19 protein-coding genes are annotated in these 22,994 nt (G+C 44.2%); 9 read left to right on the top strand and 10 right to left on the bottom strand.

Features of this window, described 5'->3' with window-relative positions:
- Positions 1-31: 31 nt before the first annotated feature.
- Entirely contained in the window at positions 32-1,135 is a 1,104-nt protein-coding gene (locus tag FW759_RS07165) for an alkene reductase (protein WP_443527806.1), read from the top strand.
- A gap of 124 nt (positions 1,136-1,259) precedes the next feature.
- Here FW759_RS07165 and FW759_RS07160 read toward each other — a convergent pair whose 3' ends face one another.
- Both FW759_RS07160 and FW759_RS07155 read right to left on the bottom strand, forming a co-directional pair.
- On the bottom strand, positions 1,260-2,240 hold the full coding sequence (locus FW759_RS07160) for a pirin family protein (protein ID WP_446442571.1): 981 nt from the start codon (positions 2,238-2,240) through the stop codon (positions 1,260-1,262).
- A 118-nt stretch (positions 2,241-2,358) separates the two neighbouring features.
- Positions 2,359-3,642 (bottom strand): NAD(P)/FAD-dependent oxidoreductase, encoded by a 1,284-nt coding sequence (locus FW759_RS07155; RefSeq protein ID WP_446442570.1) that lies wholly within the window; start codon positions 3,640-3,642, stop codon positions 2,359-2,361.
- A gap of 437 nt (positions 3,643-4,079) precedes the next feature.
- On the opposite strand from FW759_RS07155, the gene acs reads away from it, so the two are divergent.
- The 7 genes from acs (at position 4,080) to FW759_RS07120 (ending at position 11,510) form a co-directional block, all read left to right on the top strand.
- Positions 4,080-6,041, top strand: coding sequence for an acetate--CoA ligase (gene acs / locus FW759_RS07150; RefSeq protein WP_446442569.1), 1,962 nt, complete (start codon positions 4,080-4,082; stop codon positions 6,039-6,041).
- A 218-nt stretch (positions 6,042-6,259) separates the two neighbouring features.
- On the top strand, positions 6,260-7,438 hold the full coding sequence (locus FW759_RS07145) for an NAD(P)/FAD-dependent oxidoreductase (protein WP_446442568.1): 1,179 nt from the start codon (positions 6,260-6,262) through the stop codon (positions 7,436-7,438).
- A gap of 125 nt (positions 7,439-7,563) precedes the next feature.
- A complete protein-coding gene (locus tag FW759_RS07140) occupies positions 7,564-7,995 on the top strand; it encodes an MgtC/SapB family protein (RefSeq protein ID WP_131393318.1) in 432 nt (143 codons plus the stop codon).
- Between the two features lie 458 nt (positions 7,996-8,453).
- Positions 8,454-9,140, top strand: coding sequence for a CDP-diacylglycerol--glycerol-3-phosphate 3-phosphatidyltransferase (gene pgsA, locus FW759_RS07135; RefSeq protein ID WP_062843649.1), 687 nt, complete (start codon positions 8,454-8,456; stop codon positions 9,138-9,140).
- A gap of 205 nt (positions 9,141-9,345) precedes the next feature.
- The gene (locus FW759_RS07130) at positions 9,346-10,092 is read left to right on the top strand and encodes a hypothetical protein (protein ID WP_446442567.1); all 747 of its coding nucleotides are present in this window, start codon (positions 9,346-9,348) and stop codon (positions 10,090-10,092) included.
- 298 nt (positions 10,093-10,390) lie between these two features.
- The gene (locus tag FW759_RS07125) at positions 10,391-11,029 is read left to right on the top strand and encodes a hypothetical protein (RefSeq protein WP_446442566.1); all 639 of its coding nucleotides are present in this window, start codon (positions 10,391-10,393) and stop codon (positions 11,027-11,029) included.
- Positions 11,030-11,054: 25 nt separating this feature from the next.
- A complete protein-coding gene (locus FW759_RS07120; RefSeq protein WP_131393321.1) occupies positions 11,055-11,510 on the top strand; it encodes a hypothetical protein in 456 nt (151 codons plus the stop codon).
- A 117-nt stretch (positions 11,511-11,627) separates the two neighbouring features.
- On the opposite strand, the gene FW759_RS07115 is transcribed toward FW759_RS07120, so the two are convergent.
- Both FW759_RS07115 and FW759_RS07110 read right to left on the bottom strand, forming a co-directional pair.
- Positions 11,628-12,122 (bottom strand): pyridoxamine 5'-phosphate oxidase family protein, encoded by a 495-nt coding sequence (locus tag FW759_RS07115; RefSeq protein ID WP_087041961.1) that lies wholly within the window; start codon positions 12,120-12,122, stop codon positions 11,628-11,630.
- 220 nt (positions 12,123-12,342) lie between these two features.
- Positions 12,343-12,837: a pyridoxamine 5'-phosphate oxidase family protein gene (locus FW759_RS07110; protein WP_095569235.1), complete on the bottom strand. Its 495-nt coding sequence runs from the start codon at positions 12,835-12,837 to the stop codon at positions 12,343-12,345.
- 353 nt (positions 12,838-13,190) lie between these two features.
- Between FW759_RS07110 and purL the strand changes: the two genes are divergently transcribed.
- On the top strand, positions 13,191-17,192 hold the full coding sequence (purL, locus tag FW759_RS07105; RefSeq protein WP_446442565.1) for a phosphoribosylformylglycinamidine synthase: 4,002 nt from the start codon (positions 13,191-13,193) through the stop codon (positions 17,190-17,192).
- 149 nt (positions 17,193-17,341) lie between these two features.
- Here the strand turns inward: purL and FW759_RS07100 are convergent, their stop codons facing one another.
- The 6 genes from FW759_RS07100 to FW759_RS07075 all read right to left on the bottom strand — a co-directional run bounded on the left by FW759_RS07100 (position 17,342) and on the right by FW759_RS07075 (position 22,992).
- Positions 17,342-17,833 carry a hypothetical protein gene (locus FW759_RS07100; protein WP_131393324.1) on the bottom strand — a complete coding sequence of 164 codons (492 nt, stop codon included), beginning with the start codon at positions 17,831-17,833 and terminating at the stop codon, positions 17,342-17,344.
- A 42-nt stretch (positions 17,834-17,875) separates the two neighbouring features.
- Entirely contained in the window at positions 17,876-18,511 is a 636-nt protein-coding gene (locus FW759_RS07095; protein WP_131393325.1) for a hypothetical protein, read from the bottom strand.
- 354 nt (positions 18,512-18,865) lie between these two features.
- On the bottom strand, positions 18,866-19,891 hold the full coding sequence (gene tdh, locus FW759_RS07090; protein ID WP_444754911.1) for an L-threonine 3-dehydrogenase: 1,026 nt from the start codon (positions 19,889-19,891) through the stop codon (positions 18,866-18,868).
- 199 nt (positions 19,892-20,090) lie between these two features.
- A complete protein-coding gene (kbl, locus tag FW759_RS07085; protein WP_446442564.1) occupies positions 20,091-21,281 on the bottom strand; it encodes a glycine C-acetyltransferase in 1,191 nt (396 codons plus the stop codon).
- A gap of 298 nt (positions 21,282-21,579) precedes the next feature.
- A complete protein-coding gene (locus FW759_RS07080; RefSeq protein ID WP_446442563.1) occupies positions 21,580-22,464 on the bottom strand; it encodes an N-acetylmuramoyl-L-alanine amidase in 885 nt (294 codons plus the stop codon).
- 96 nt (positions 22,465-22,560) lie between these two features.
- Positions 22,561-22,992 carry a hypothetical protein gene (locus FW759_RS07075; RefSeq protein ID WP_446442562.1) on the bottom strand — a complete coding sequence of 144 codons (432 nt, stop codon included), beginning with the start codon at positions 22,990-22,992 and terminating at the stop codon, positions 22,561-22,563.
- Positions 22,993-22,994 lie beyond the last annotated feature (2 nt).

Below are 22,994 nucleotides of genomic sequence, written 5' to 3'. Positions count from 1 at the left end.
ATCTTTATAATAGATAACAACAGGATATTTTATGGCACACGACAGCTTATTTGAACCCGTAAAAATGGGTACGCAGACGTTAAAAAACCGCATTATCATGGCACCGTTAACGCGTGTTCGTTCAATCGAACCAGGTGATGTACCGACTCCATTTGCAGGAGAGTACTACTCACAGCGCGCAGGGGCTGGATTGATCATTGCGGAGGCGACGCAGGTTTCTTTTCAGGCAAAAGGCTATGCAGGCGCGCCTGGTCTCCACACTCAAGAGCAAATCGTCGCGTGGAAAACGGTTGTCGATAATGTCCATGCAAAAGGTGGAAAAATCGTCGTACAACTATGGCACACCGGTCTTGTATCGCACAAAAGCGTACAGCCTGATGGTAAAGCGCCTATTTCTGCCTCTGATGTCGATGTTGGTATACGTACTTCTCTACGTGATAGCGACAATCAAGCGATTCGTGTTGATGCAACACCGCCACGTCCTGCCACGCTTGATGAGATTGAGCAAGTGATTGCTGATTTTGCGCAAGCCACCAAAAACGCGCAAGAAGCAGGATTTGATGGGATAGAGATTCATGGTGCGCATGGTTACTTGTTGCATCAGTTCTGGGTTGAGCAGACCAATCAGCGTAATGATGAATATGGCGGTAGTCGTGAGAACCGTGCGCGTTTAACGCTTGATGTTATTGATGCTTGTGTCAATGCGTGGGACGCCGATCATGTGGGTATTCGTATTTCTCCACTAGGTACGTTTAACAATGTAGAAGCCGGCTACAATGAAGAGGACAATGTGTGGTTGGTCGAGCAGATCAATAAACGTGGCTTGATGTATCTACATTTATCAGAGCCTGATTGGGCGGGTGGTACGCCTTATAGCGATGAATTCCGTCAAAATGTGCGTGACGCTTTTGATAACTTAATTATTGCGGCTGGTGGCTATACCGCCGAAAAAGCCGAGCGCAATATCGAAGCGGGTTATATCGATGCGGTTGCGTTTGGTCGTGACTACATTGCCAACCCTGATTTGGCTGAGCGTATTCGCACAGGTGCCGCGCTCAATGAGCAGCGTCCAGAGTCTTTTTATGGTGGCGGTATCGAAGGTTATACCGACTATCCATTCTTAAATCAAGCGTAAAGGTTTGATAGCTGATGTAGGGGATGGTACAAACGTCACTCATTAAAAGGCTACTCACCAAAAAAGCCAGTTAGCGGTCTCTATATGATACCGTTAGCTGGCTTTTTTTGTGCAGCATCATTAACTATTTACCAAAATTCCCCGTTTGATAGTCACGAAACGTCTGGCGCAACTCTTCTTGCGTATTCATTACAAACGGCCCATGACCTGCCACAGGTTCTCCAATAGGCTCACCGCTAAATAGCAGGAGTTTAACAGGTACGGATGATTCATCAGAAGTTTGGTAGCGCAGCTCAATCGTGTCAGTAGACGGTATAGAAGTGTAAGTATTTTGTTCGTTTTGAGTCTGGACGTTTTGATCAGAAGGCGCTTCAAATTGAATCAAGCTTCCCGCATTCACAGCCGTCCCATTAACGAGTAATTCGCCTTCTTGCACCAGCAATAATGTATTGTGTAGGTTAGGCACATGTAAGGTGGCAGTGCCGCTAGTATGCAGCTCAATATCCCAGACATTGACAGGCGTAAACGTACTGACAGCGCCTGTGATACCGTGCCATTCGCCAGTGATAATGATAGCTTTACCAATAGGCGTTTGATGGTCTGTAGCTTTGTCGTCTAGCAGAGTAACGACTGGCATATCAGTCCGTTTAAAGGTTTGATATTTAGGATCAGTCAGTTTGTGAGTGCTTGGCAAGTTGACCCACATTTGTACCATACTAAAGACACCGCCGCGCTGACCAAATGCCTCCGAGTGAAACTCTTCGTGGGTAATACCGCGCCCTGCGGTCATCCACTGCACATCGCCTGGCGAAATATCATGGCGACCACCCATCGAGTCGCCATGTGTGATCTCGCCTGCATAAGCGATGGTTACGATGTCAAAACCTTTGTGTGGATGTTTACCGATACCATGAGGCTGCGACTGATACTCAGGATTGGGCTCAAAGATCGTGGGCTCGCCATAATCGAACAATAAAAAAGGATCGGTGTGACTATAATTAAAATCAGGATTTTCATCTACATAATTAATGAGGGTTCTGACAAAAAAACCATCGCCGACCCAATAGGGCGCTTTATCACCATGAACATGTTTAATTGCACGCATTTGTCACCTCATCATTCGATATGTGTGATTGCTACTCATAAAAAGGACGGTTACAGGGTTTGATATCAGGGTTCATCACACAGGGTTATTAAGTATGGTTTATCGACTGTAGTTTTGGCTATACGACCTCACCGCAGACAAAACCACTGGCCCATGCCCATTGAAAGTTATAACCGCCAAGCCAGCCTGTCACATCGAGCACCTCTCCGATGAAGTACAAGTCTTCTTGCAAATGACTCTGCATGGTTTTTGATGATACCTCATCGGTTTTGACACCGCCGCGAGTTACCTCAGCTGTACGATAGCCTTCTGTACCAGAGGGTTTGAGCTGCCAACCGTTTAGCGTGTCACCCAGCTCAATCAGTCGCTCATCTTTAATATTGGCAAGTTCGGTCTCTTTCATATCATCCCATAAGTGCGTTTGCAAAGCTGCCAGTAGCTTTTTGGGCAGCACACCATCGGTGTTTTCTGTCAGTACGGTACGTATGAGCTGTTTTGGGTGTGACTTCTTGCGGGCAAGCAGTAGTATTGTCACATCGGTCTCTGGCAATAAGTTAATACGAATAACTTCACCAGTGCGCCAATAGTTTGAGAGTTGAAGCATGGCAGGGCCAGAGAGTCCGCGATGGGTGAACAGTACCGGCAGTTTAAAAGAGATACGCTCATTACTGGCTATCACGGGCAGACTGATACCAGCCAGCGCTCGAATCAATTCGCCTGCTTTATCCGTAAAGGTAAAGGGAACCAAGCTGGCATCAGTGGCGATGAGTGTATGACCGAATTGCTGCGCCACCTCATAACCCAAACCGCTTGCGCCCATAGTTGGAATGGACAATCCTCCTGTGGCAACAACTAACGACTCGCAGCTATAGCGCATTTGCGACGATTTACTTTCGCTTGCGATGTCTTTTTTGCCCAGTTTTTTGCTGGTCGTTAATTGGAAGCGTATTTGATTGTCTTGGCTCAGCGTTTGGACACGATCAATATTGGTATTTAACCGTACTTGCACACCAGCTGCCGTACATTCATCCAGCAGCATGGTCAAAATATCTTGGGCAGAGTCATCACAAAATAGCTGACCATGTTCGCGCTCATGGTAAGGAATCTTATGCGCCTCAATCATACCGATAAATTCCCAACTGGGATAGCGACTAAGCGCTGATTTACAAAAGTGAGGATTGTCACCGATGAAGTGCTCAGGCTCCACAAAGTAATTGGTAAAATTACAGCGGCCACCACCTGACATGAGGATTTTTTTACCCGCTTTATTGGCATGGTCTAACACCAGTACGCGGCGGCCACGGCGACCAGCAGTGAGCGCGCAGTATAATCCAGACGCGCCAGCGCCAATGATAATGACATCGTAGTGAGTGTGGTGTGGTGCGCTTTGGGGATGACTCATGGTGTTCTCATAAAGTGATAAAGATAAAAGGCCAAAGCCAATCGCCCCTAGTGAAACAAACAAAGCGATCTCATTGTTTGAAGCGATGACTTGAGTGGCTATTGTCCATATTTACTATCAGGTTACAAGGACTAAATGCCATATCACCGCAGTAACCCATCAGAAATCAGCCATTTTAATCAGTAAGTGTTCTAATGAGTCAGTGACGGCGTTAATGGGATTTATCATAAGTTACCGAGTATATATCTGTACAGAGGAATTGTTATGATTGGCTGTTGAGACCTTGCAACCACTTGGCTTATTTGGCAAACTGATGTTAAGTGTAGAATGTTGTAAAAGGTACTAAACGTTAGGGAAGACGCCTCTGATTACCTGTACGAGACGTCGCGATCGACGTTTATGAACACAGATTATAATAATCAACAAGGATGAACACTATGACACAGAAATCATTTCCCATTGCCGCCGAATTTATCGCTGCTGCCAACACCTCACCCGAACAATATAGCCAAGAGTATCAGCAATCGATTGAATCACCTGATGCCAATGCCAACTTTTGGGCGCAGCGTGCCGAGCTGATTGATTGGATAAAAAAACCCACCAAAATCCGTGACGTCAATTATGACTTAGACGATTTTCGTATCAAATGGTTCGAGGACGGCGAGTTAAACATCTCTGTCAATTGCCTCGATAGACACCTAAAAGAAAACCCTTATAAGCCTGCCATTATTTGGGAGGGCGATCATCCCTCTTTACACAAAATCATCTCCTTTAAAGAATTGCATGCTGCGGTTTGTAGGCTGGGTAATGCCCTGCGTAAGCTTGGTGTAGAAAAAGGCGATCGCGTGACGCTGTATTTACCGATGATTCCTGAAGCCATGATTGCTATGCTGGCATGTGCTCGTATTGGCGCTGTCCATTCAGTAGTCTTTGGCGGCTTCTCTGCTGAGAGTTTGGGTAATCGTCTGATTGACAGCCAATCAAAAGTTGTCATTACTGCTGATGAAGGCATACGTGGCAACAAGCGTACCCCGCTTAAGGCCAATGTCGATCGCGCGTTGGATATGGATGGGACAGACAGTGTGACAAACGTCATTGTCGTCCATCGTACAGGCAATTCTGTACCGATGAGCGGTCGCCGTGATGTGTGGTATCACAGTTTGGTCGATGGGGAATCTGTGAACTGCGAACCTGAGGTGATGAATGCTGAAGACCCGCTGTTTTTATTATATACCTCTGGTTCTACGGGTAAGCCAAAAGGCGTGGTACATACCACGGGTGGCTACATTACCTATGCGTTGTCTACCTTCCGAGATGTTTTTGATATAAAAGACAATGACGTCTATTGGTGTACAGCGGATGTCGGCTGGATTACGGGACATACTTATGCCACTTATGCGCCACTTGCCAATGGAACGACGACCTTGATGTTTGAAGGAGTGCCTGAGTATCCGACATGGGCGCGTATTGGTCACATTATTGACAAGCATGACGTGACGATTTTATATACGGCACCGACAGCGATTCGAGCGATGATGAAAGAGGGCGATGCCTTCGTTCGTGAGTCGGATCGCTCAAGCCTACGTCTGCTTGGGTCGGTTGGCGAGCCGATCAATCCCGAAGCATGGGATTGGTATTATCATGTGGTTGGTGATGGTCGTTGTCCCATTGTCGATACGTGGTGGCAGACGGAAACAGGCGGTATCTTAATGGCACCGTTGCCAGGCGCTGACCACCTCAAACCAGGGGCTGCGATGAATCCTCTGTACGGGATCAAACCAGAAATTATCGATGGTGATGGAGAGATACTACAAGGTGCTGCCGAAGGAAATCTACTGATTAACAGTAGCTGGCCGGGACAAATGCGGACAGTTTATAACGACCACAAACGCTTTTTGGCCACTTATTTTAGCGATTATCCGGGCTATTATTTTACGGGCGATGGGGCGCAGCGGGACGAAGATGGACACTACTGGATTACTGGGCGTGTTGATGATGTGCTCAACGTATCAGGTCACCGTTTGGGCACTGCCGAAATTGAAAGCTCCGTCGTTGCGCATCCTGCTACTGCTGAGGCTGCGATTGTGGGTATGCCGCATGAGATTCGCGGTACTGGTGTCTGCGCCTTTGTTATCCTAAAATCTGGTGAAGAGGCAACAAAATCCCTAAAAACTGAGTTAAATCGTCATGTGCGTGCCGAGATTGGGCCAATTGCCAATTTAGATGCCATTTATATTGTCGATGCGCTGCCAAAAACCCGTTCGGGTAAAATCATGCGTCGTATTCTGCGGAGCTTAGCAGCGGGGAAATATGACGGGTTAGGTGACTTGTCTACGCTGGCTGACAGCTCAGTCATTGTTGAGCTGATTGATATCGTCAAAGCGGAACGTAAAAAATAAGCTGGGATACAAGTTTATTAGAGACGATGGTTAGCTGCGCTCATTGAGAGCAAGTGAGAGTGAGCAGGTAAATCAATCATAGCCATGTTTAAGAGAAGCCATGTTATAGAAGATAGCATGGCTTTTTTACGCAGATGATATTGCTATCAAGGGATTTTAAAGGTTCAATGTTATCTACACACTTTTTCATTGAACGCTATACAAGGCCTACCGTCATTATGACTAATCATTCTGTATCTGCCACCAAAACCGCATTGCCAAAAATCGCTATCATTGGTGGAGGGCTGACTGGGCTATTTACCGCCACGTTACTAGAGCGGGCGTTCAATCAAGGCCAAAACCAACAACCATCTCGCAACCCGCATATTACTATTTTTGAAAAATCTCGTAGTGTGGGTCGACTAGCGACTCGTTATCGTACTAACAGTACCACGGGCAAAAATTGGCAATGGGCATTTGGCGCGCAGTTTTTTACGGCGAAGACCGCGCCGTTTCAGCAGTTTATCAAGCCTTGGTTAAAGACAGGTTTGCTACAACCGTGGTGCGCGCAGGTGGTCACCATATCACCAGTGCCTGAAGATGAAAATGAGGCATTACCCAATATCGAACACAAAGAGCAATGGAATACGCAGCAACCGCGCTATATCAGCACGCCAAAGATGACGGCTTGGGGACGTACATTGGCTGATGAGTTGGCACACACAACCATCGAGTTTCAGACGCGAGTTGCGCCACTCACGCAATACACCCAGCATGAAGCTGGTAAACAAACCGAACTATTTGATGATACGGGTACCAGTCTGGGCTGGTTTGATTGGGTGATTTGTACAGCGCCTAACGCTCAGGCAGTAGATATGATGGCAAACAGTGGGTTTGAGCGGCAGGCGGATATTACCAAGCCGCAAATGCTGGCGTGTTATACCTTGATGTTAGGTTGGGAGAAAGGAAAATCCTTGCCTGAGGCGTTAGACCATCAAAAAATAGATCGCTGGGATGTGGCTTATGTTAAGGACTCAATACTAGACCGAGTGTTCATCGAACATCAAAAGCCTGCCAATCATGAGTTGCTACCGAGTATCACTATTCATGCTCGCAATGATTGGTCAGAGGAGCACGTCGATGACGATATTGAGACAGTAAAAGCAAAACTGCTAGCAGCGGCGCAGCAATTATTGCATTGGAATAAAAGCAGTGCGCCCAGCCAAATCGACTGTCATCGCTGGCGTTATGCCGCAACCGTGGTTGATGCTCATGGTAAAGACAGTCGCGAGATATTAGGTGTTTTGGTTGATCGCCAACATCGCTGGATTGTCAGTGGCGATTGGTGCGGACAAGGCAATATCGAAAGCTGTTATCAAATGGCACAAGAAGCCGTCGCCGCTATTGTCTCTTACTAAGAGATAATTATGTACTTGGGCAAAACAGCCTTTGAGTAAAGTGACCAACGATAGAAGGTAAGGATATACGAATATAAAGCGCATATTTTTGTGACTGGACGGGTTTCAAAAATAGGGAGAGCGACATGTTTGGATTTGACATAGATTTTGGTCTATTGGGCTATCACTTTTTTCAATTAAGTGTGGCCTTTATCCTCTCCCTGCCAATCGCCCTCAATCGAGAGATGAAAGATAATGGCGCAGGACTTAGAACCTTTCCATTGGTGACGATTGCCTCGTGTGCTTTTATGCTAGTAGGCATGGATATTTATGATTCTACTGGTGAGGCAAGGATTATGTATGCTGTCATTACTGGTATGGGGTTTATTGGCGGTGGCGCGATTTTTAAGAACGAAAAGGGCTCAAAAGGGACAGCGACGGCTGCCAGCTTATGGAATACAGGCGCGATTGGAATTTCGGTCGCTTATGGTCGTTATGAGATTGCCATCATCTTATCAGTAGTGGGCTTCTTGATTCTTCATTTTTCCGAGAGTTTTAAGACTAAGGAACATCTATAAACGCTGAAGCAAGAGGTGACACCGCGTAGCAATAAATAAAAGGACAATGTCTCATTCATCATAGAGTAGACAAAAAAAAGCCCACAGAGGAGGAGGCTGTGGGCTGAGGAAACTTATTATGCGATAAGGCTGCAAGGTAAGTGGCTAACATTTTATTATTGTTATGATTAAGATAATACCAAAGTGCCAGATTTCAATAAATTCTTACATCTGCTTACAACTTCTGGTGTACAACTGTAGCCGTGGCTTTAAAATACTATAGAGGTTGCTTTGAGATATCTATATCAAATAATTCGCTTAAATAAGTAGAATGATTGATAAAGTATGAGTAAGAAAAGCAGTAAAGGTTGCAAGATATGTCCAGTATCGAGGAAGATACAGAGATGGCATGACGGCATCCATGAAAAGTGCTAAGCTAGCAGCCAGCATTCTTACGTCCACCATAGACTGGGTTTTCCATGACCGAGAGTACACCGCTGCATAAGCCAGAGCCAGAATCATTGCCAGTGCAAAGTGAAAAAAGTATTTTTAATTTGCCCAATAATCTGACGATTGCACGTATCCTGATGATTCCGCTGTTTGTGGTGATTGCCTATTGGCCACCTGCCATGGGTATTGGCTTGCCTGCCATCTCAGATAACGTGATTGCACGGGTAGGCATGAGCGAGTTCAGTGATAGCTTATTACGCCACTTATTATTGACCAGCGTCTTTATCATTGCCGCGATTACTGATTGGCTTGATGGATATTTTGCTCGTAAACTCAATGTGATGTCAGCCTTTGGTCGTTTTTTGGATCCAGTTGCTGATAAGCTTATGGTCGCCGCCGCACTGATTGTTTTAGTACAGTGGCACCCCAATATTATTATGGCGATTGCTGCTATCGTCATTATCTCACGCGAAATCGCGGTATCGGCGCTGCGTGAGTGGATGGCAGAGTTGGGCAAAAGTACCAGCGTGGCGGTGTCTTATGTGGGTAAGCTTAAAACCACATTTCAGATGGTCGCGATCACAGTACTGCTGCTGAACTGGCAGTCGCTTGAAATGATTGGCTATATCTTGATGGTTGGCGCTGTCATTTTGACACTATGGTCGATGATGATTTATCTAAAGGCGGCTTGGCCTTACTTAAAACAAAGTGGGTAGCTGTTTATAGTCAAATTCATATGCACAAAAAACGCCAGTCGCATCAGCCGCTGGCGTTTTTTATTGTTTGGCTTTTAAAGGTGCGAGAGAGCCGTTGTATTTTACTTTGATTGTTTAAGTGGTTCCTATATACTCGAAAAAACAAACAAATGACAAGGATCTTAGATAAAATATAAAACAACGTCATTGGACTGAGGACACAACAATGGTATTACATAAGAAAAAGTTGATCGCTGCTGCTTTATGGTTGGTAATACTAGCAGGGTGTTCACAATCACCAAGTATACAGAGAGAAACAGCACCGAGTATCCAAGCAGAGTCTATGCAAGACGCAGCTGAATCAGAGCGGTTGGGTACACAGTGGGGTGATGATGTTGATTCAGAGATTATTACTGTCGATCTGAGTCGTACCAGTGACAATCCTCTTCAGGAGATGCAGGTATCGTATGCTGATAAAAATTATCAGGGCCGTGCGGTAAACAGTATGTCATTATTGGCAGGGAAAGTTGAGTTCTCAGTACACACTGACAATGGTAAATTACCACTGTATCGTGATGCTGGTAACTACTATCTCAAAGGTATGGCTGGTCAAGCTTATCGTCTGGTGTATCATAATAACAGCGCCAATACTTATGAAATCGTTGCCAGTGTCGATGGTCTAAATGTTATCAATGGCAGTGCCGCCAGTCGCTATGATAATGGATACGTTTTAAGGCCTAATGATGATTTAGTGATTGAAGGCTTTCGCAAAAGTCAAAGTGCGGTGGCCTCCTTTATCTTTAGTAAACCAGACAATGCTTATGCAGCGAATACCAGTAGCGGCTCTATCGAAAATACGGGCGTTATTGGTACGGTGATTTATGAGTTATACGATCCTTCTAAGCCCAAACACGAACAAGCAAAAGCAAAAGCATATCCAGCAGACAAGGGTTATGCAAAACCACCACAATAGTTATGAATAACGGCAGTCACGAATATAGACCATCACATAAATGATAACCATAAACACGAACTATAAATACAGACAATAAAAAACGCCAGTGGCTGATGCGACTGGCGTTTTTTATGGTTGTCGCAACTAGGTTTTCTCCTATATTTGAGCTTTAGTATTTAGACTATGACAATTTCTATAAGAGATAACAGTACTCTTAGCTAAAAATTAAAAAAATGTTTAATTTTTTATACCTTATTCAAATTTTTTATTTTAGAATGATTGCTTTCTACTTTTTAGAATCTTAATAGGAATGGTGATGGTATACAAAACATTGATAGCCGTACTTGTTGTTAGTGGCCTGACCGCTTGCTCCGCTTTTACTAGCCCTACTACCCAAAGAGGACGAGATGCAAGCTTACCTCAGCTGAATGTAGAGGGTATTTCTTATGACCAGAGACTGGTTAAATATGCCAATCAATTCGTAACGAACGATACACAAGAGCATGCCATAGTGCGAGGTTACCCTTATGCTGAGTTTGCAAGTGGTATTTTTGCAACCGATCCACTCCGTGTTATGAGAGTAGATGATCAATGGGTTAAAAATATACCTATTAGCTTAAATGTTAATCAATCTCTCAATGCCTACCGGATGAGTATCAAACCTATTAAAATTCCTACAGGAAAACATCAACTATTAGTCAGCGGTGCAGGTTGGGAAAATAAGGCTCTCTATACTCAACTACCTACTGTTGACTATGAAAGCGGTAAGAGCTATGTGTTTAAACCAAGCTTCGCTAAAGGGGAAGTCAGTACTATCACTGTATACGAATACGAAGCTGATGCAAGATTTGAAATGGCTGATAAGGAAAGTATTATTTTAAAATCAGCAGTCAGCAATCCTGTTGAAATTGGTAATTATGACAATCAAAAAGTGGCTGCGGTCTTTGAGAAATAGTATTTAACTAAGAAGAGTTTTGGTTATGTTATTACAAAAGAAGTTATTTACTGTTTTTAGTATTTTTTTATTCAGCACTTATCTGACAGGTTGTGTGAGAGCAATTTTACCAACCTCTGAAATAGAGCTTATTGGTAACGCAAGACAAGTTTCAACAGAGGTTGATCTTGATGTTGTTTCTTCTTATGCTAATTTAAAGAGATATATGAATAAATGTCTTGAGTATCGCAACCAAAATGGGTTCCAAGTCGTGAACGCGAATTTAGATAGAGAGAAAAATCGTGCTGACTTTATAGGTAAATCTAATTTTGATACTTATACTTTTAAGGTATCTTTGGAGCCTTTAGATAATCAGACAACTAAGATGACCTACTTTTCACCAAAGAAAAAAATTGGGTTTAATGAGTTTAATCCACAAAAAACCTTAGATAACTTAAAAGCCTTTGCTCTTTATGAAGGTAAGCCAGTTTGTAAGCTTTAAAGTTGACTGCTCATGTAATTTATTAATAAACCATAAAAAACGCCAGCCGCAGATAGCGACTGGCATTTTTTATTGAGAGCTTTTAACTATTTTAGTTATTACAGCTCTACTAGGTCATTACAACTCTATTGAAAAATTTTCACCCAAGCTTTTTTCAATGGCAGTATCAGTGACTGCCGCCGCTGCCATTTTAACAGCGCTAGTAATGGCATTGCCGTTCGCCCAGTATTCAGCGCCATGTGGCACGACTTTAATCAACTGAACGCGTGGGTCTTCTTTGCCTTTTTCAAAGTAAGCATTGTACATAGGTGACCACAGCTCATTGAGTTTTTCTTCGTCTTCAACCAGCTCGGCTTTACCAGTAATAGAGAGATATTTTTTGCCATCTTCACTGACATAGGCCAAGTTCACTTCAGGGTTTTTTTCAATACTGCTCACGGTTTCGCAAGGGCTGTGACCAATAAACCAGATTTCTTTGGCACCGATACTGGTTTCGGTAGTATTCATCGGGCAAGAATGTAGATGATTTTCATCATTGCGAGTGGTCATCATCGTATATTTGATGTCTTTTACCATTGCTTGGATGGTGTCCATTTGCGCTTGTTTACTCATAATAGTTATCCTTTACTATTTAACAGGTAGGGTTTGGAGTTATTTTGTTTTAAATCTGCTATAACCAGTTTTAAAAGATAAAAAACGCCAATAAACCACTGCCTATTGACGCTTTAAATACACACTATCTATCGTAGAATATTTTTATGTTTTGTTGCTTTCTACTAACTTTATTATTTTCTACTACACAGATACTGGTTTATGGAGAACAGTTACTGAATTATAGAGCGACCGAAAACTGTTCGCCCATGTCTTCAGCTGTTTTGCCATCTTGTAGGGCAGCGGCTGCCATTTTGAACATGTTGACAGTTGAGCTACCACTTAACCAGCACTCGACACCATGTGGGACGACTTTAATTAGTTGTACGTTTGGATCTTCTTTACCATGCTCGAAGAACGCATTGTAAACAGGTGACCACAGCTCATCTAACTTGGCTTGATCTGATGATAGCTCTGCATTGGCACTCACAGAGACATAGTTTTTTTCATCTTCAGAGGCATAAGAAAGACCGATTTTTGGATTGTCTTGAATGTCTTTGACGACGTCTGAGGTTTTATCACCGATGAACCAAATCTCTTTGGCACCAATACTGGTTTCGCTCGTTGTCATCGGCCAAGCATGGACATCGCCTTTACTATTGACGGTGCTCATCATGGCAAATTTTACGTCTTTGATTACGTCTTGGATTTTGTCGAGTTGTTCTTGCTTATTCATGATATATCCTTATTGCGTTAGAATTTTGATAAAAAATAAAGTGATGGTAAGTCGTTTTAATTATTGTCAAGTGGTAGAGTACCGACAGAGACCATCATAGTTATATAGTCTGAGCGTAATGCGATGTTAGTGTTTGTAAGGTATATAAAGGTTAGGTAAAAAATGTGACCCGCCAAGCGAAAACTTGCTGCTATAGAAAAATTGGGTAAAGATAAAGAGTGGCATTTGAATTTATAAGTACGATGGGCAATTTATCTTGGTTTAGACCTGCTTCTTATAGGGCTTCTTGTTATAATACGCAGACCATTTACTTTGCATGGCAGAGATGCCTTGATCTTACGGATTATGCCTTTATGATGACCATCGCCGGACAACCGTTTCTTACCGATTTTCAGACGCAGCAACTCATCAGTCAGTTTCAGCAAAAAACCGAGCTAAATGTTAGTCAAATAAGTACTCAGCAAGTGTATGTGCTCTCACGCGAATTGAGCGGTGATGAGCACAAAAAATCCTTAGACTTGTTTGGGATCAAAGAAGCGATCGCGCTTACCACTCCCCAAGACAACCAACTGCAAGTGATCGTTGCGCCGCGTTTTGGTACGATATCGCCATGGGCAAGTAAAGCGACCGATATCTTTAATAACTGTGAAATCAAGATTAATCGTGTTGAGCGTGTCATTGTTTATACGTTGACAATCGATAATGAAGCAAGCGAAAAGCTACCAGTAGACGCTGAGCAGTTATTGTTTGACCGTATGACGCAAAGCTTGGTGTATGACTTGAGCGATGTCAGCAAATTGTTTGACGATCAAGCACCAGCTTCACTCAATCATATCGATGTGATCGGACAAGGACAGTCAGCGCTAGAGTCTGCCAATACCGAGTTCGGCTTTGCATTATCAAGCGAAGACATCGACTATTTGATGAATGCGTACGTCAATGAGCTAAAGCGTAATCCAACGGACGTTGAGCTAATGATGTTTGCACAGGCAAACTCAGAGCATTGCCGTCATAAGATCTTTAATGCTCAGTGGACAGTTGATGGTGCAGTGCAGCCAAAGTCACTGTTTCAAATGATCAAAAACACTTACCAGTCTAATCCACAAGGCATCTTGTCAGCCTATAAAGACAACGCCGCTGTGATGGCAGGGTCTGATGGCATGCGTTTTTATCCGATCCCAACGGACGCGATGGATGCCAACTCAATTCATCCTTATGGATTTCATCAAGAAAACATCGATATCTTAATGAAAGTTGAGACGCACAATCACCCAACGGCAATTGCTCCGTATTCAGGTGCAGCAACGGGTTCTGGTGGTGAGATTCGTGACGAAGGCGCAACGGGCCGCGGCGGTAAGCCAAAAGCGGGTCTAGCCGGTTTCCATGTGTCACATTTGCATATCCCTGAGCTGTCTGAGAAATGGGAGCAGTCAGGTCAATTAAGCACGCAAGCGTATGGTACGCCAGATCGTATGGCCACCAGCCTTGAAATCATGACCGAAGCGCCATTAGGTAGTGCCAACTTCTCAAATGAGTTTGGTCGTCCAAACCTATGCGGTTATTTCCGCAGCTTTCAGCTAGATACCTCTGCGGCAAAAGACGGTAGCGAGATGCGCGGCTATCACAAGCCAATCATGCTGGCAGGCGGTTACGGTAATATCAAACGCAACTTGATTGAAAAAAATGCGATTAAAAAAGGTGATTTACTCATCGTCCTTGGTGGTCCTGCGATGCAAATCGGTCTGGGCGGCGGTGCAGCCTCGTCGGTCGATAGTGGCGAGCTTGATGAAGGTTTGGATTTTGCCTCAGTACAGCGCGATAACGCTGAGATGGAGCGTCGTTGCCAAGAAGTCCTCGATCGCTGCTGGGCGCTAGCTGGAGATGATGTAGACGCCAGTAATAACAGTAAAGACGGCAACCCAATTGTCTCATTACACGACGTAGGGGCAGGTGGTCTGTCTAACGCCATGCCAGAGCTGGTCAATGACCATGAAATGGGCGCACATCTAAACTTGCGTAAGATTCCCTCGCTCGAAGAAGGTATGTCGCCAATGGCGATCTGGTCAAACGAAGCGCAAGAGCGTTATGTGCTGGCGATTCGTCCAGAGAGTAAAGATCAGTTCGATGCGATCTGTGCCCGTGAGCGCTGCCCATATGCCATCTTGGGTGAGGCAACGGATATCCGTCAGCTAATCGTTGATGATGAACTATTGACTGAGCAGCCAGTCGATATGCCGATGCAAGTCTTGCTCGGTGGTACACCAAAAATGCAGCGTAGCTTTGAGCGTACTGATAATACATTGTCAGCATTAGCGCTTGATGACGTTAATTTAGCCGAATCAATTACCGATGTATTGCGTCACCCAACCGTGGCGAGCAAATCGTTCTTGATCAGCATTGGTGATCGCTCGATCACGGGTATGGTCGTGCGCGATCAGTATGTGGGTCGCTATCAGGTGCCTGTATCAGATTGCGCGGTAACGGCGTCAGGTTTAATCGCTATTGACGGTCAACCAATGACTGGTGAGGCCATGAGTATCGGTGAGCGTACGCCTGTTGCGCTTATTAGTCCAAAAGCGTCTGCGCGTCTGGCAGTCGGTGAAGCGATTACTAATATCGCGGGTGCGCGTATCGCTCAGCTGTCTGATATCACCATGTCAGCGAACTGGATGGCGGCCTGTGGCGATGATGCAGAAGATGCGGCATTATTTGATGCGGTACATGCTATCGGCGAAGAGCTATGCCCAGCACTCGGTATTGCGATCCCAGTTGGTAAAGACTCGCTATCCATGCGTGCTAACTGGAATGACGAAAGTGGTGCGGACAAATCAGTCGTATCGCCAATGAGTTTGGTCGTGACTGCGTTTGCGCCTGTTGTTGATGTGGCAAAAATGCTAACCCCTGAGCTAATCAATGGCGACAGCGCGTTCTACCGTATTGACTTGTCAAAAGGCAAATTGCGCCTAGGCGGTTCAATCCTTGCGCAGACGCTTAGCCAACTCGGTAACGACTGCCCAGATTTAGGACAGCCAAGCGATTTGGTCGACTTCTTTAACTTTATCCAAGCGGGTAACGCGCAAGGCATCATCAGCGCGTATCATGATATCGGTGATGGCGGTCTGCTTGCGACTATCGTAGAGATGCAATTCACCAGTCGTCAAGGTATCAAGCTGTCATTAGATGATGACAACTTACTCGGCCAATTATTCAGTGAAGAGCTGGGTGCGGTCATCCAAGTGTTGCCAGAAAACGTCGCAGCTCTCATGCAGTTGGCAGAAGAATTTAACGTCAGCGATATGCTCAGCCTCGTCGGTCAAAGCAGTGAAGAAGACAGCCTACTGATCCAAACGCCTTTGCACATGGGTGATGACACGCTACGCTTTAGCCGTACTGAGTTACAGCAAGCATGGACGCAGGTCAGCTATCAGATCGCGCGTCGCCGTGATAACCCAGCGTGCGTACAGCAAGAGTATGACTTGATTGCTGATGCGAGCCATAAAGGCCTGATCGCTGCGCCAAACTTTGATCTGAATCAAAAAGTGGAAGCGCCTTATGTAAGCAGCCGTGCTGATGCTAATAGCAGCCAGCCAAGAGTCGCAATCCTCCGCGAGCAAGGCGTCAACGGTCAGACAGAAATGGCAGCAGGCTTTACTAAAGCGGGCTTTGAAGCAGTCGATGTACACATGAGCGATCTACTCAGTGGTCGTATCAATCTACGTGACTTCGACGGTTTGGTCGCTTGTGGTGGCTTTAGTTATGGTGACGTACTCGGCGCAGGCTCTGGCTGGGCGAACTCTATCTTGTTCCATGACGAGCTACGCATGCAGTTTGTACGCTTCTTTGCCCGTCCTGATACCTTTAGCTTGGGTGTCTGTAATGGTTGTCAGATGATGGCGCAGCTAAAAGACCTCATCCCAGGTGCAGAAAACTTCCCACGCTTCATCGCTAATAAATCCGCTCGATTTGAGGCGCGTACCGTCAACGTAAAAGTTGAGCGTACAAAGTCGATCCTGTTCAAAGGTATGCAAGACAGCATCTTGCCAATCGCGGTGGCGCATGGTGAAGGCTATGCCACGCTGGATAATACCGAAATCGACGGTATGGCAAACCACGGTCAGCTCGCCATGCGTTATGTCGACAGCCAAGGTCACCCAACCGAGACCTATCCGCTCAATCCAAACGGCTCGCTCGGTGGTGTCACGGGTCTATGTAGCACCGACGGTCGCGTCACTATTATGATGCCGCATCCTGAGCGTAACCTAAAAGCGTATAACCACAGCTGGAAACCAGAAGAGTGGGACGAGGACGGCGCGTGGATGCGTATGTTCCGTAATGCGCGTGCTTGGTTTAGATAGGCTGGTTGGTTTAGAGTATTATTTTAGGTAATAAAAAAAGGTGGGCGTAATGCTCACCTTTTTTGTGTTTAAATATTATCGCAGTGGCGCTGGATAAAACTATATCTAAGTTTCATAGAAAGGAAAATATTTTAATAACTAATCAGTTGTTATCTTATACATTCGATGTTGCGATCTAAACTTACTTTTTTAAGAAGATCGAACTTTTCCGTTTCCATCTTTTGCTTGTAGGTTTGAGAGCGCAAATACCCCGATGTTTTATTATAAAAACTCACCTGAGTTTTGCTCTCATCAATCTCAGAAAACACGGTATGTTCTGACACATTAGCGCCTTCTACAACACTTAATGTCGCTAGTTTATTTTTTCTATCTAGGTTTGAAGAGACGCTTACATCAGGCGTGGTATTAGTGATGGTGACTGGCGTACCATTCGTATAAACGGTGATAGGGTAACTGATGCCACGTCTTGTTGCACAGCGTAAGTAGTAGTCTTTAGCGTTGGCATAGGCATCTATATAATTGACAGGCAGCTGAACCGTTTGCGGTATAGTTTTTTCTAGTTTATCTAAATTATTTGTTGTAGCACAGCCAACAATTGAAATAGGTAAGACGAATAGAGAAAGTATGATAGCTTTATTCATAATGCTAAATCCATGTACAGTGAAAGAATGAACGAAACACAATTAATTAACTTTTTGACTGATAATTTTATCTTTTAAGATATCAACTTCTTTACTGATAATTTCATCTTTTAAGATAATGGAATCTCTATCCATTCTTGAGAGTCTATCGTCCAGCTCATAGGTATAAATATGAATGGATAGAACACCTTTGTTCGCTTTAAGAACACTAATATAATCCGTATTAGGTTTGTAATCTACCTTAGGTAGCGTTATATCGCTTCTATTACGAGCTGTTATCTGACCAAGCTCGACAACATGCTCACCAGCTGGTATTTTTACTTTTGCCACAGCCATTTGAGCAGCATGAATGTACCATCCAGAGCCGAATAAAGAATTAGAGTACTTCTTTACTGGTATACCATCAACAGCGTAAATACCATATGGATTAGGAGCATATCGACCCTCAGTTCGATAGTCTCGAACCATCTGTAAGTTACTAAAAGTTGCGTATTCTGTATTATCGCTAGTCATTAACTGATTAGAATAAGCCTCTATCTTTTCAGAAGGTGACAAGCCACTAACGTTCAGTTTAGAACTTGAATCAACAGTAGTTGAAGAGGTGGGAGCGTTTGTAGTAGCGCAAGCGCTGAGTAAAGCGGTTGATAGAACAATACCAAATAGATACTTTATTTTCATGGTTTCTCTCGCATGTAGAATAGACACTCTTCAGTGTTTTAATTGCATGATTTTCAAAGCTAGCAATTATCTATGTAAATCAATCTTTACAAAATCTACATTATTATAATTTGTATATATACTGTTGGTATATCTAATTATTTAGGGCGTGCACTATCACTCATCGTCAGGTGAATTGAGGACACGCCCTAACCTATGATTATTCGTTAAACATAGCATTTCAATCAAATTAATTCCCATCGCGAAGCTTTTCTATCTCTCTCATCACTTTTTAATACCCAAAAAAAACGGCACTGAAATCAGCGCCGTTTTATGAGTTATGACAATTTAAAAGTTAATCACGAATCACTAAAATCAATCCCAGCTTAGAATTACCTTACCGCATTGCCCACTTTCCATGATATCGAAGCCTTCTTGAAAGTCATCAATGTGCATGCGATGGGTAATGATAGGCGACAGATCAATACCGCTAATCAGCATTTGCTCCATCTGATACCACGTCTCCCACATCTCGCGGCCATAGATACCCTTTAGGGTTAACGCCTTAAAGATAATCTTGCTCCAATCCACCGTGGTGGTGTTAGGTAAAATGCCCAAGAGCGCAATTTTAGAGCCGTTATACATGTTACTAATCATCGAATCAAAGGCCTGAGGCGAGCCTGACATCTCAAGCCCAATGTCAAAGCCGTGCATTTTTAACTCTTCGATAGCGCCTTCGATGGTCTCCCCTTTGGCTGGGTTGATAGTCATCGTTGCGCCCATTTTTTTGGCAAGCTCTAAGCGATAATCGCTGATATCGCTGACCACAATGTTACGCGCCCCAGCAAATCGGCAAATCGCCGTTGCCATTGACCCAATCAGTCCTGCACCCGTAATCAGCACATCCTCACCCAGTACAGGGAAAGATAGGGCGGTGTGAGTGGCATTGCCAAAGGGGTCCATAATGGCAGCCATCTCATCGCTGATACGCTCATCGAGTTTGATGACATTGTCGGCAGGTATCACCAAATATTCGGCAAACGCGCCATCGCGATCAACACCCACGCCGATGGTGTTTTCGCATACATGTAGCTTACCACGGCGGCAGTTACGGCAATGGCCACAAGCGATATGACCTTCGCCGGTGACGCGGTCACCCACTTCAAGATGCTTGACACCATCGCCCATTTCACTAATGACACCGACATATTCATGTCCGATAATCATTGGCGTCTTGATGGTGTTTTGTGACCACTCATCCCACTTGTAAATGTGCAAATCTGTCCCACAAATGGCGGTTTTTTTAATTTTAATTTTTACGTCATTGATGCCGACGGTCGGTTCTGGCATGTCTTGCATCCAGATGCCTTTTTTGGCATGAGCTTTAACCAGTGCTTTCATATTTTTCTCTTATTTCTGTACGTTGTATTTTATTGTTAAATCTAGATAAATACTGAACTATAGCCAAAGAACAATAGCTTAGCTGCGGTACTGCTGGGATGAACTTTTCGAAGCCTCTGTCACGCTTGCGAACAGCCAGCGAGGAAATTTTATACCAGCAGTATCTGATCTATCGATGTAATTTTTCGCTGACTATATTTTAATCAATCACCTTCATTTGCTTGGCGACTTTGATAAAGGCGGCGATACACTGGTCGAGCTGCTCGCGCGTATGGGCAGCAGAGAGCTGGACACGAATGCGAGCTTCATTTTTGGGTACGACAGGGTAGAAGAAGCCAATCACATAAATGCCTTCTTCAAGCAGTGCGTCTGCCATTTGTTGCGAGACATTGGCATCATAGAGCATCACTGCACAGATGGCTGATTCGGTGGGCTTGATATCGAAGCCTGCCTCTTGCATTTGCTTGACAAAATAGGCGGTATTTTCATGCAGTTTGTCTTGTAGCGTATTGTCTTGTGACAGCATCTCAAACGCTTTTACCCCAGCGGCAGCCACCATAGGAGGAATGGAGTTTGAAAACAGATACGGGCGTGAGCGTTGACGGAGCATCTCAATGATTTCTTTTTTACCTGTTGTAAAGCCGCCAATTGCACCGCCAAATGCCTTGCCTAACGTACCCGTGATCAGCTCAACATCACCGCGTAGATCAAACAATTCAGTCACGCCGCCACCAGTACGACCGACGACGCCTGCTGAATGCGACTCATCAATCATCACCATGGCATCATATTTTTGTGCCAACGCATAAATCTCATCCATCGGCGCCACATTGCCATCCATTGAAAACACACCATCGGTCACAATCAAACGAAAACGCTGTGCTTGCGCCGCTTGCAATTGCGTCTCCAAATCTTGCATATCCGCATTGGCATAACGATAACGCGCCGCTTTACATAAGCGCACACCATCGATGATTGAGGCATGGTTTAACGAATCAGAAATAATAGCATCTTCGCTGGTCAAGAGTGGCTCAAAGGCACCGCCATTGGCATCGAAACAGGCCGCATACAGAATCGTGTCTTCAGTATTAAAAAACTTGGAAATTGATGCCTCTAATTGCTTATGCAAATCTTGCGTACCACAAATAAAACGCACCGATGACATGCCATAACCTGAGTTTTCAATGGCTTGGATGGCGGCCTTTTTAATCTCAGGATGGTCAGACAATCCAAGATAATTGTTGGCACAGAAGTTCAGCATCTCACGGCCATCCGTGATTTTAATCATGGCATTTTGCGGTGAGGTGATAATACGCTCGTTTTTATATAATCCTGCGTTGCGTATGTCACTGATTTCTTGTTGTAGATGTTTTTGAAAGGCTTGGTACATACATATTCCTTGTTACTATTATTAGAGTTTGCATTAGCAATGCAGATATTAGGACTGCTAATAGGATCAATCATTAAAACTACCCATCATCCCAGCCTTGAGTAAAGTCTACGATATGACGTGAGCAGTTATGCTATCTGTAATCCGTAAGCGCTAATTTTATCATTAGCCCGTCGCAATAAGTAGCCCAAGTAGCAATCCTATGTTGAGTAACTGTCGTTCTGCTTGGATGAGGATGCTTTTTGCTCATCTTTATTAGAGTCAACCATGTCATATACCTTCGCATGTTTTTTACTACTTAATAAAAATCATCCTTGCCAGCATACTTCATATTGAGCGCCTGCAATATCGCATAGGTTTCGCTATCCATCTTACCGGTTGGCTGCTGCGGTCTAAAATGCAATTGAAACGCATAAATGACATCACGGCTAGGTTTGTCCCACTCATCGCTATTATTGATTTGATAGCCATATTTGCGAAAGGCTTGCTTGATTTCCTGCACACTTGGCGCGACCAAGGTGCGCCTACTCATAATTTCTTGCTTGTCCGCTTCATCATACCAAGCGCCAATGCCGTACTCTTTGTATAAGCGCTCCCACGGGAATTTCGCACCGGGGTCTATCTTGCGCGACGGTGCCATGTCCGAGTGACCGATGATGTTCTTCGGTGAGATGTCATAGCGTGTGGCGATATCTTGCACCAGCTCTGCGACTTTCTTAATCTGCAATTCACTAAAAGAGACGTAGTGCTCATAAGGGTGATAGTCGAGCGTACCGTTTTTTAGCGCGTCTCGATATTCAGGGTTTATGCCTGCGTTGACAATCTCGATGCCGATGGAGGTGTCATTTAATATTGTCCGATCTGAAAATCCACCGTCGCCTGCATGCCACGCGCGTTCAGATTCTGGTACGAGGTTATAGATTTTATCGTCGTCTTTGTCCAATATTAAATAATGGGCGCTCACGTTACCAGTGGTCAAAGTCTTGATTGAGCGCTCATTGTCTGAGACGGTATAGTGCAAGACGATGGTTTTGATACGCTGGCTTTTGCCTGTCGATTGGTAAGTATCGCTATCGACGCTGTAGTGTTTGGTCGTTGCTACGTACGGGACAGTGGTTACGCAGCCAACCAAAGAAAGTGCTAATCCACAAGCCAATGCTATCGATATAATATTTTTTGTCATTAAATGCTCTATGGGGAAATATTTGTAATGTAAAAGACTAAGACAGTAGATAAGTTAATCACTTAACACATGGCCAAAATTTATACCCCCACGTTCCTATAGACCAAAACATTGTCCTGAAATAAATTTAGGGGTTTGGCGCACATACATCTTAAAGCTGGTTGCTTGCAATGATATTTCACCTTCTTGGCATTCAAAACGATAATCATGTGAAGTAAATTTTTTATTTGGTGATAGTTGAGGGTTTTCCATGAATAAATCTGCAACTTCAATAGAACCCCATCGGGATTCTATATCAATTTTTATATAGTCAGCATTCTCAAAAACCATAGTAACGGGAGCAACCCAGAATTTAAAATATACTTCATCATTTTTGGGATGAACCCATTTAAAGATATAATCAAGATCAATGGCATATTCATATTTTTCCGTATCAGCAACCATAGCCCAAATAGTGGCGTCATGCCATCCCATAGTTTCAAAATCTTGCTCAGACCAAACTGTTTTTTCTAATTTATACTTATCCACTC

It is taken from the genome of Psychrobacter sp. 1176_08, from assembly GCF_052850615.1.
The sequence above is the reverse complement of the archived record's forward strand: the minus strand, read 5'-3'. Positions and strand labels throughout refer to the sequence as shown.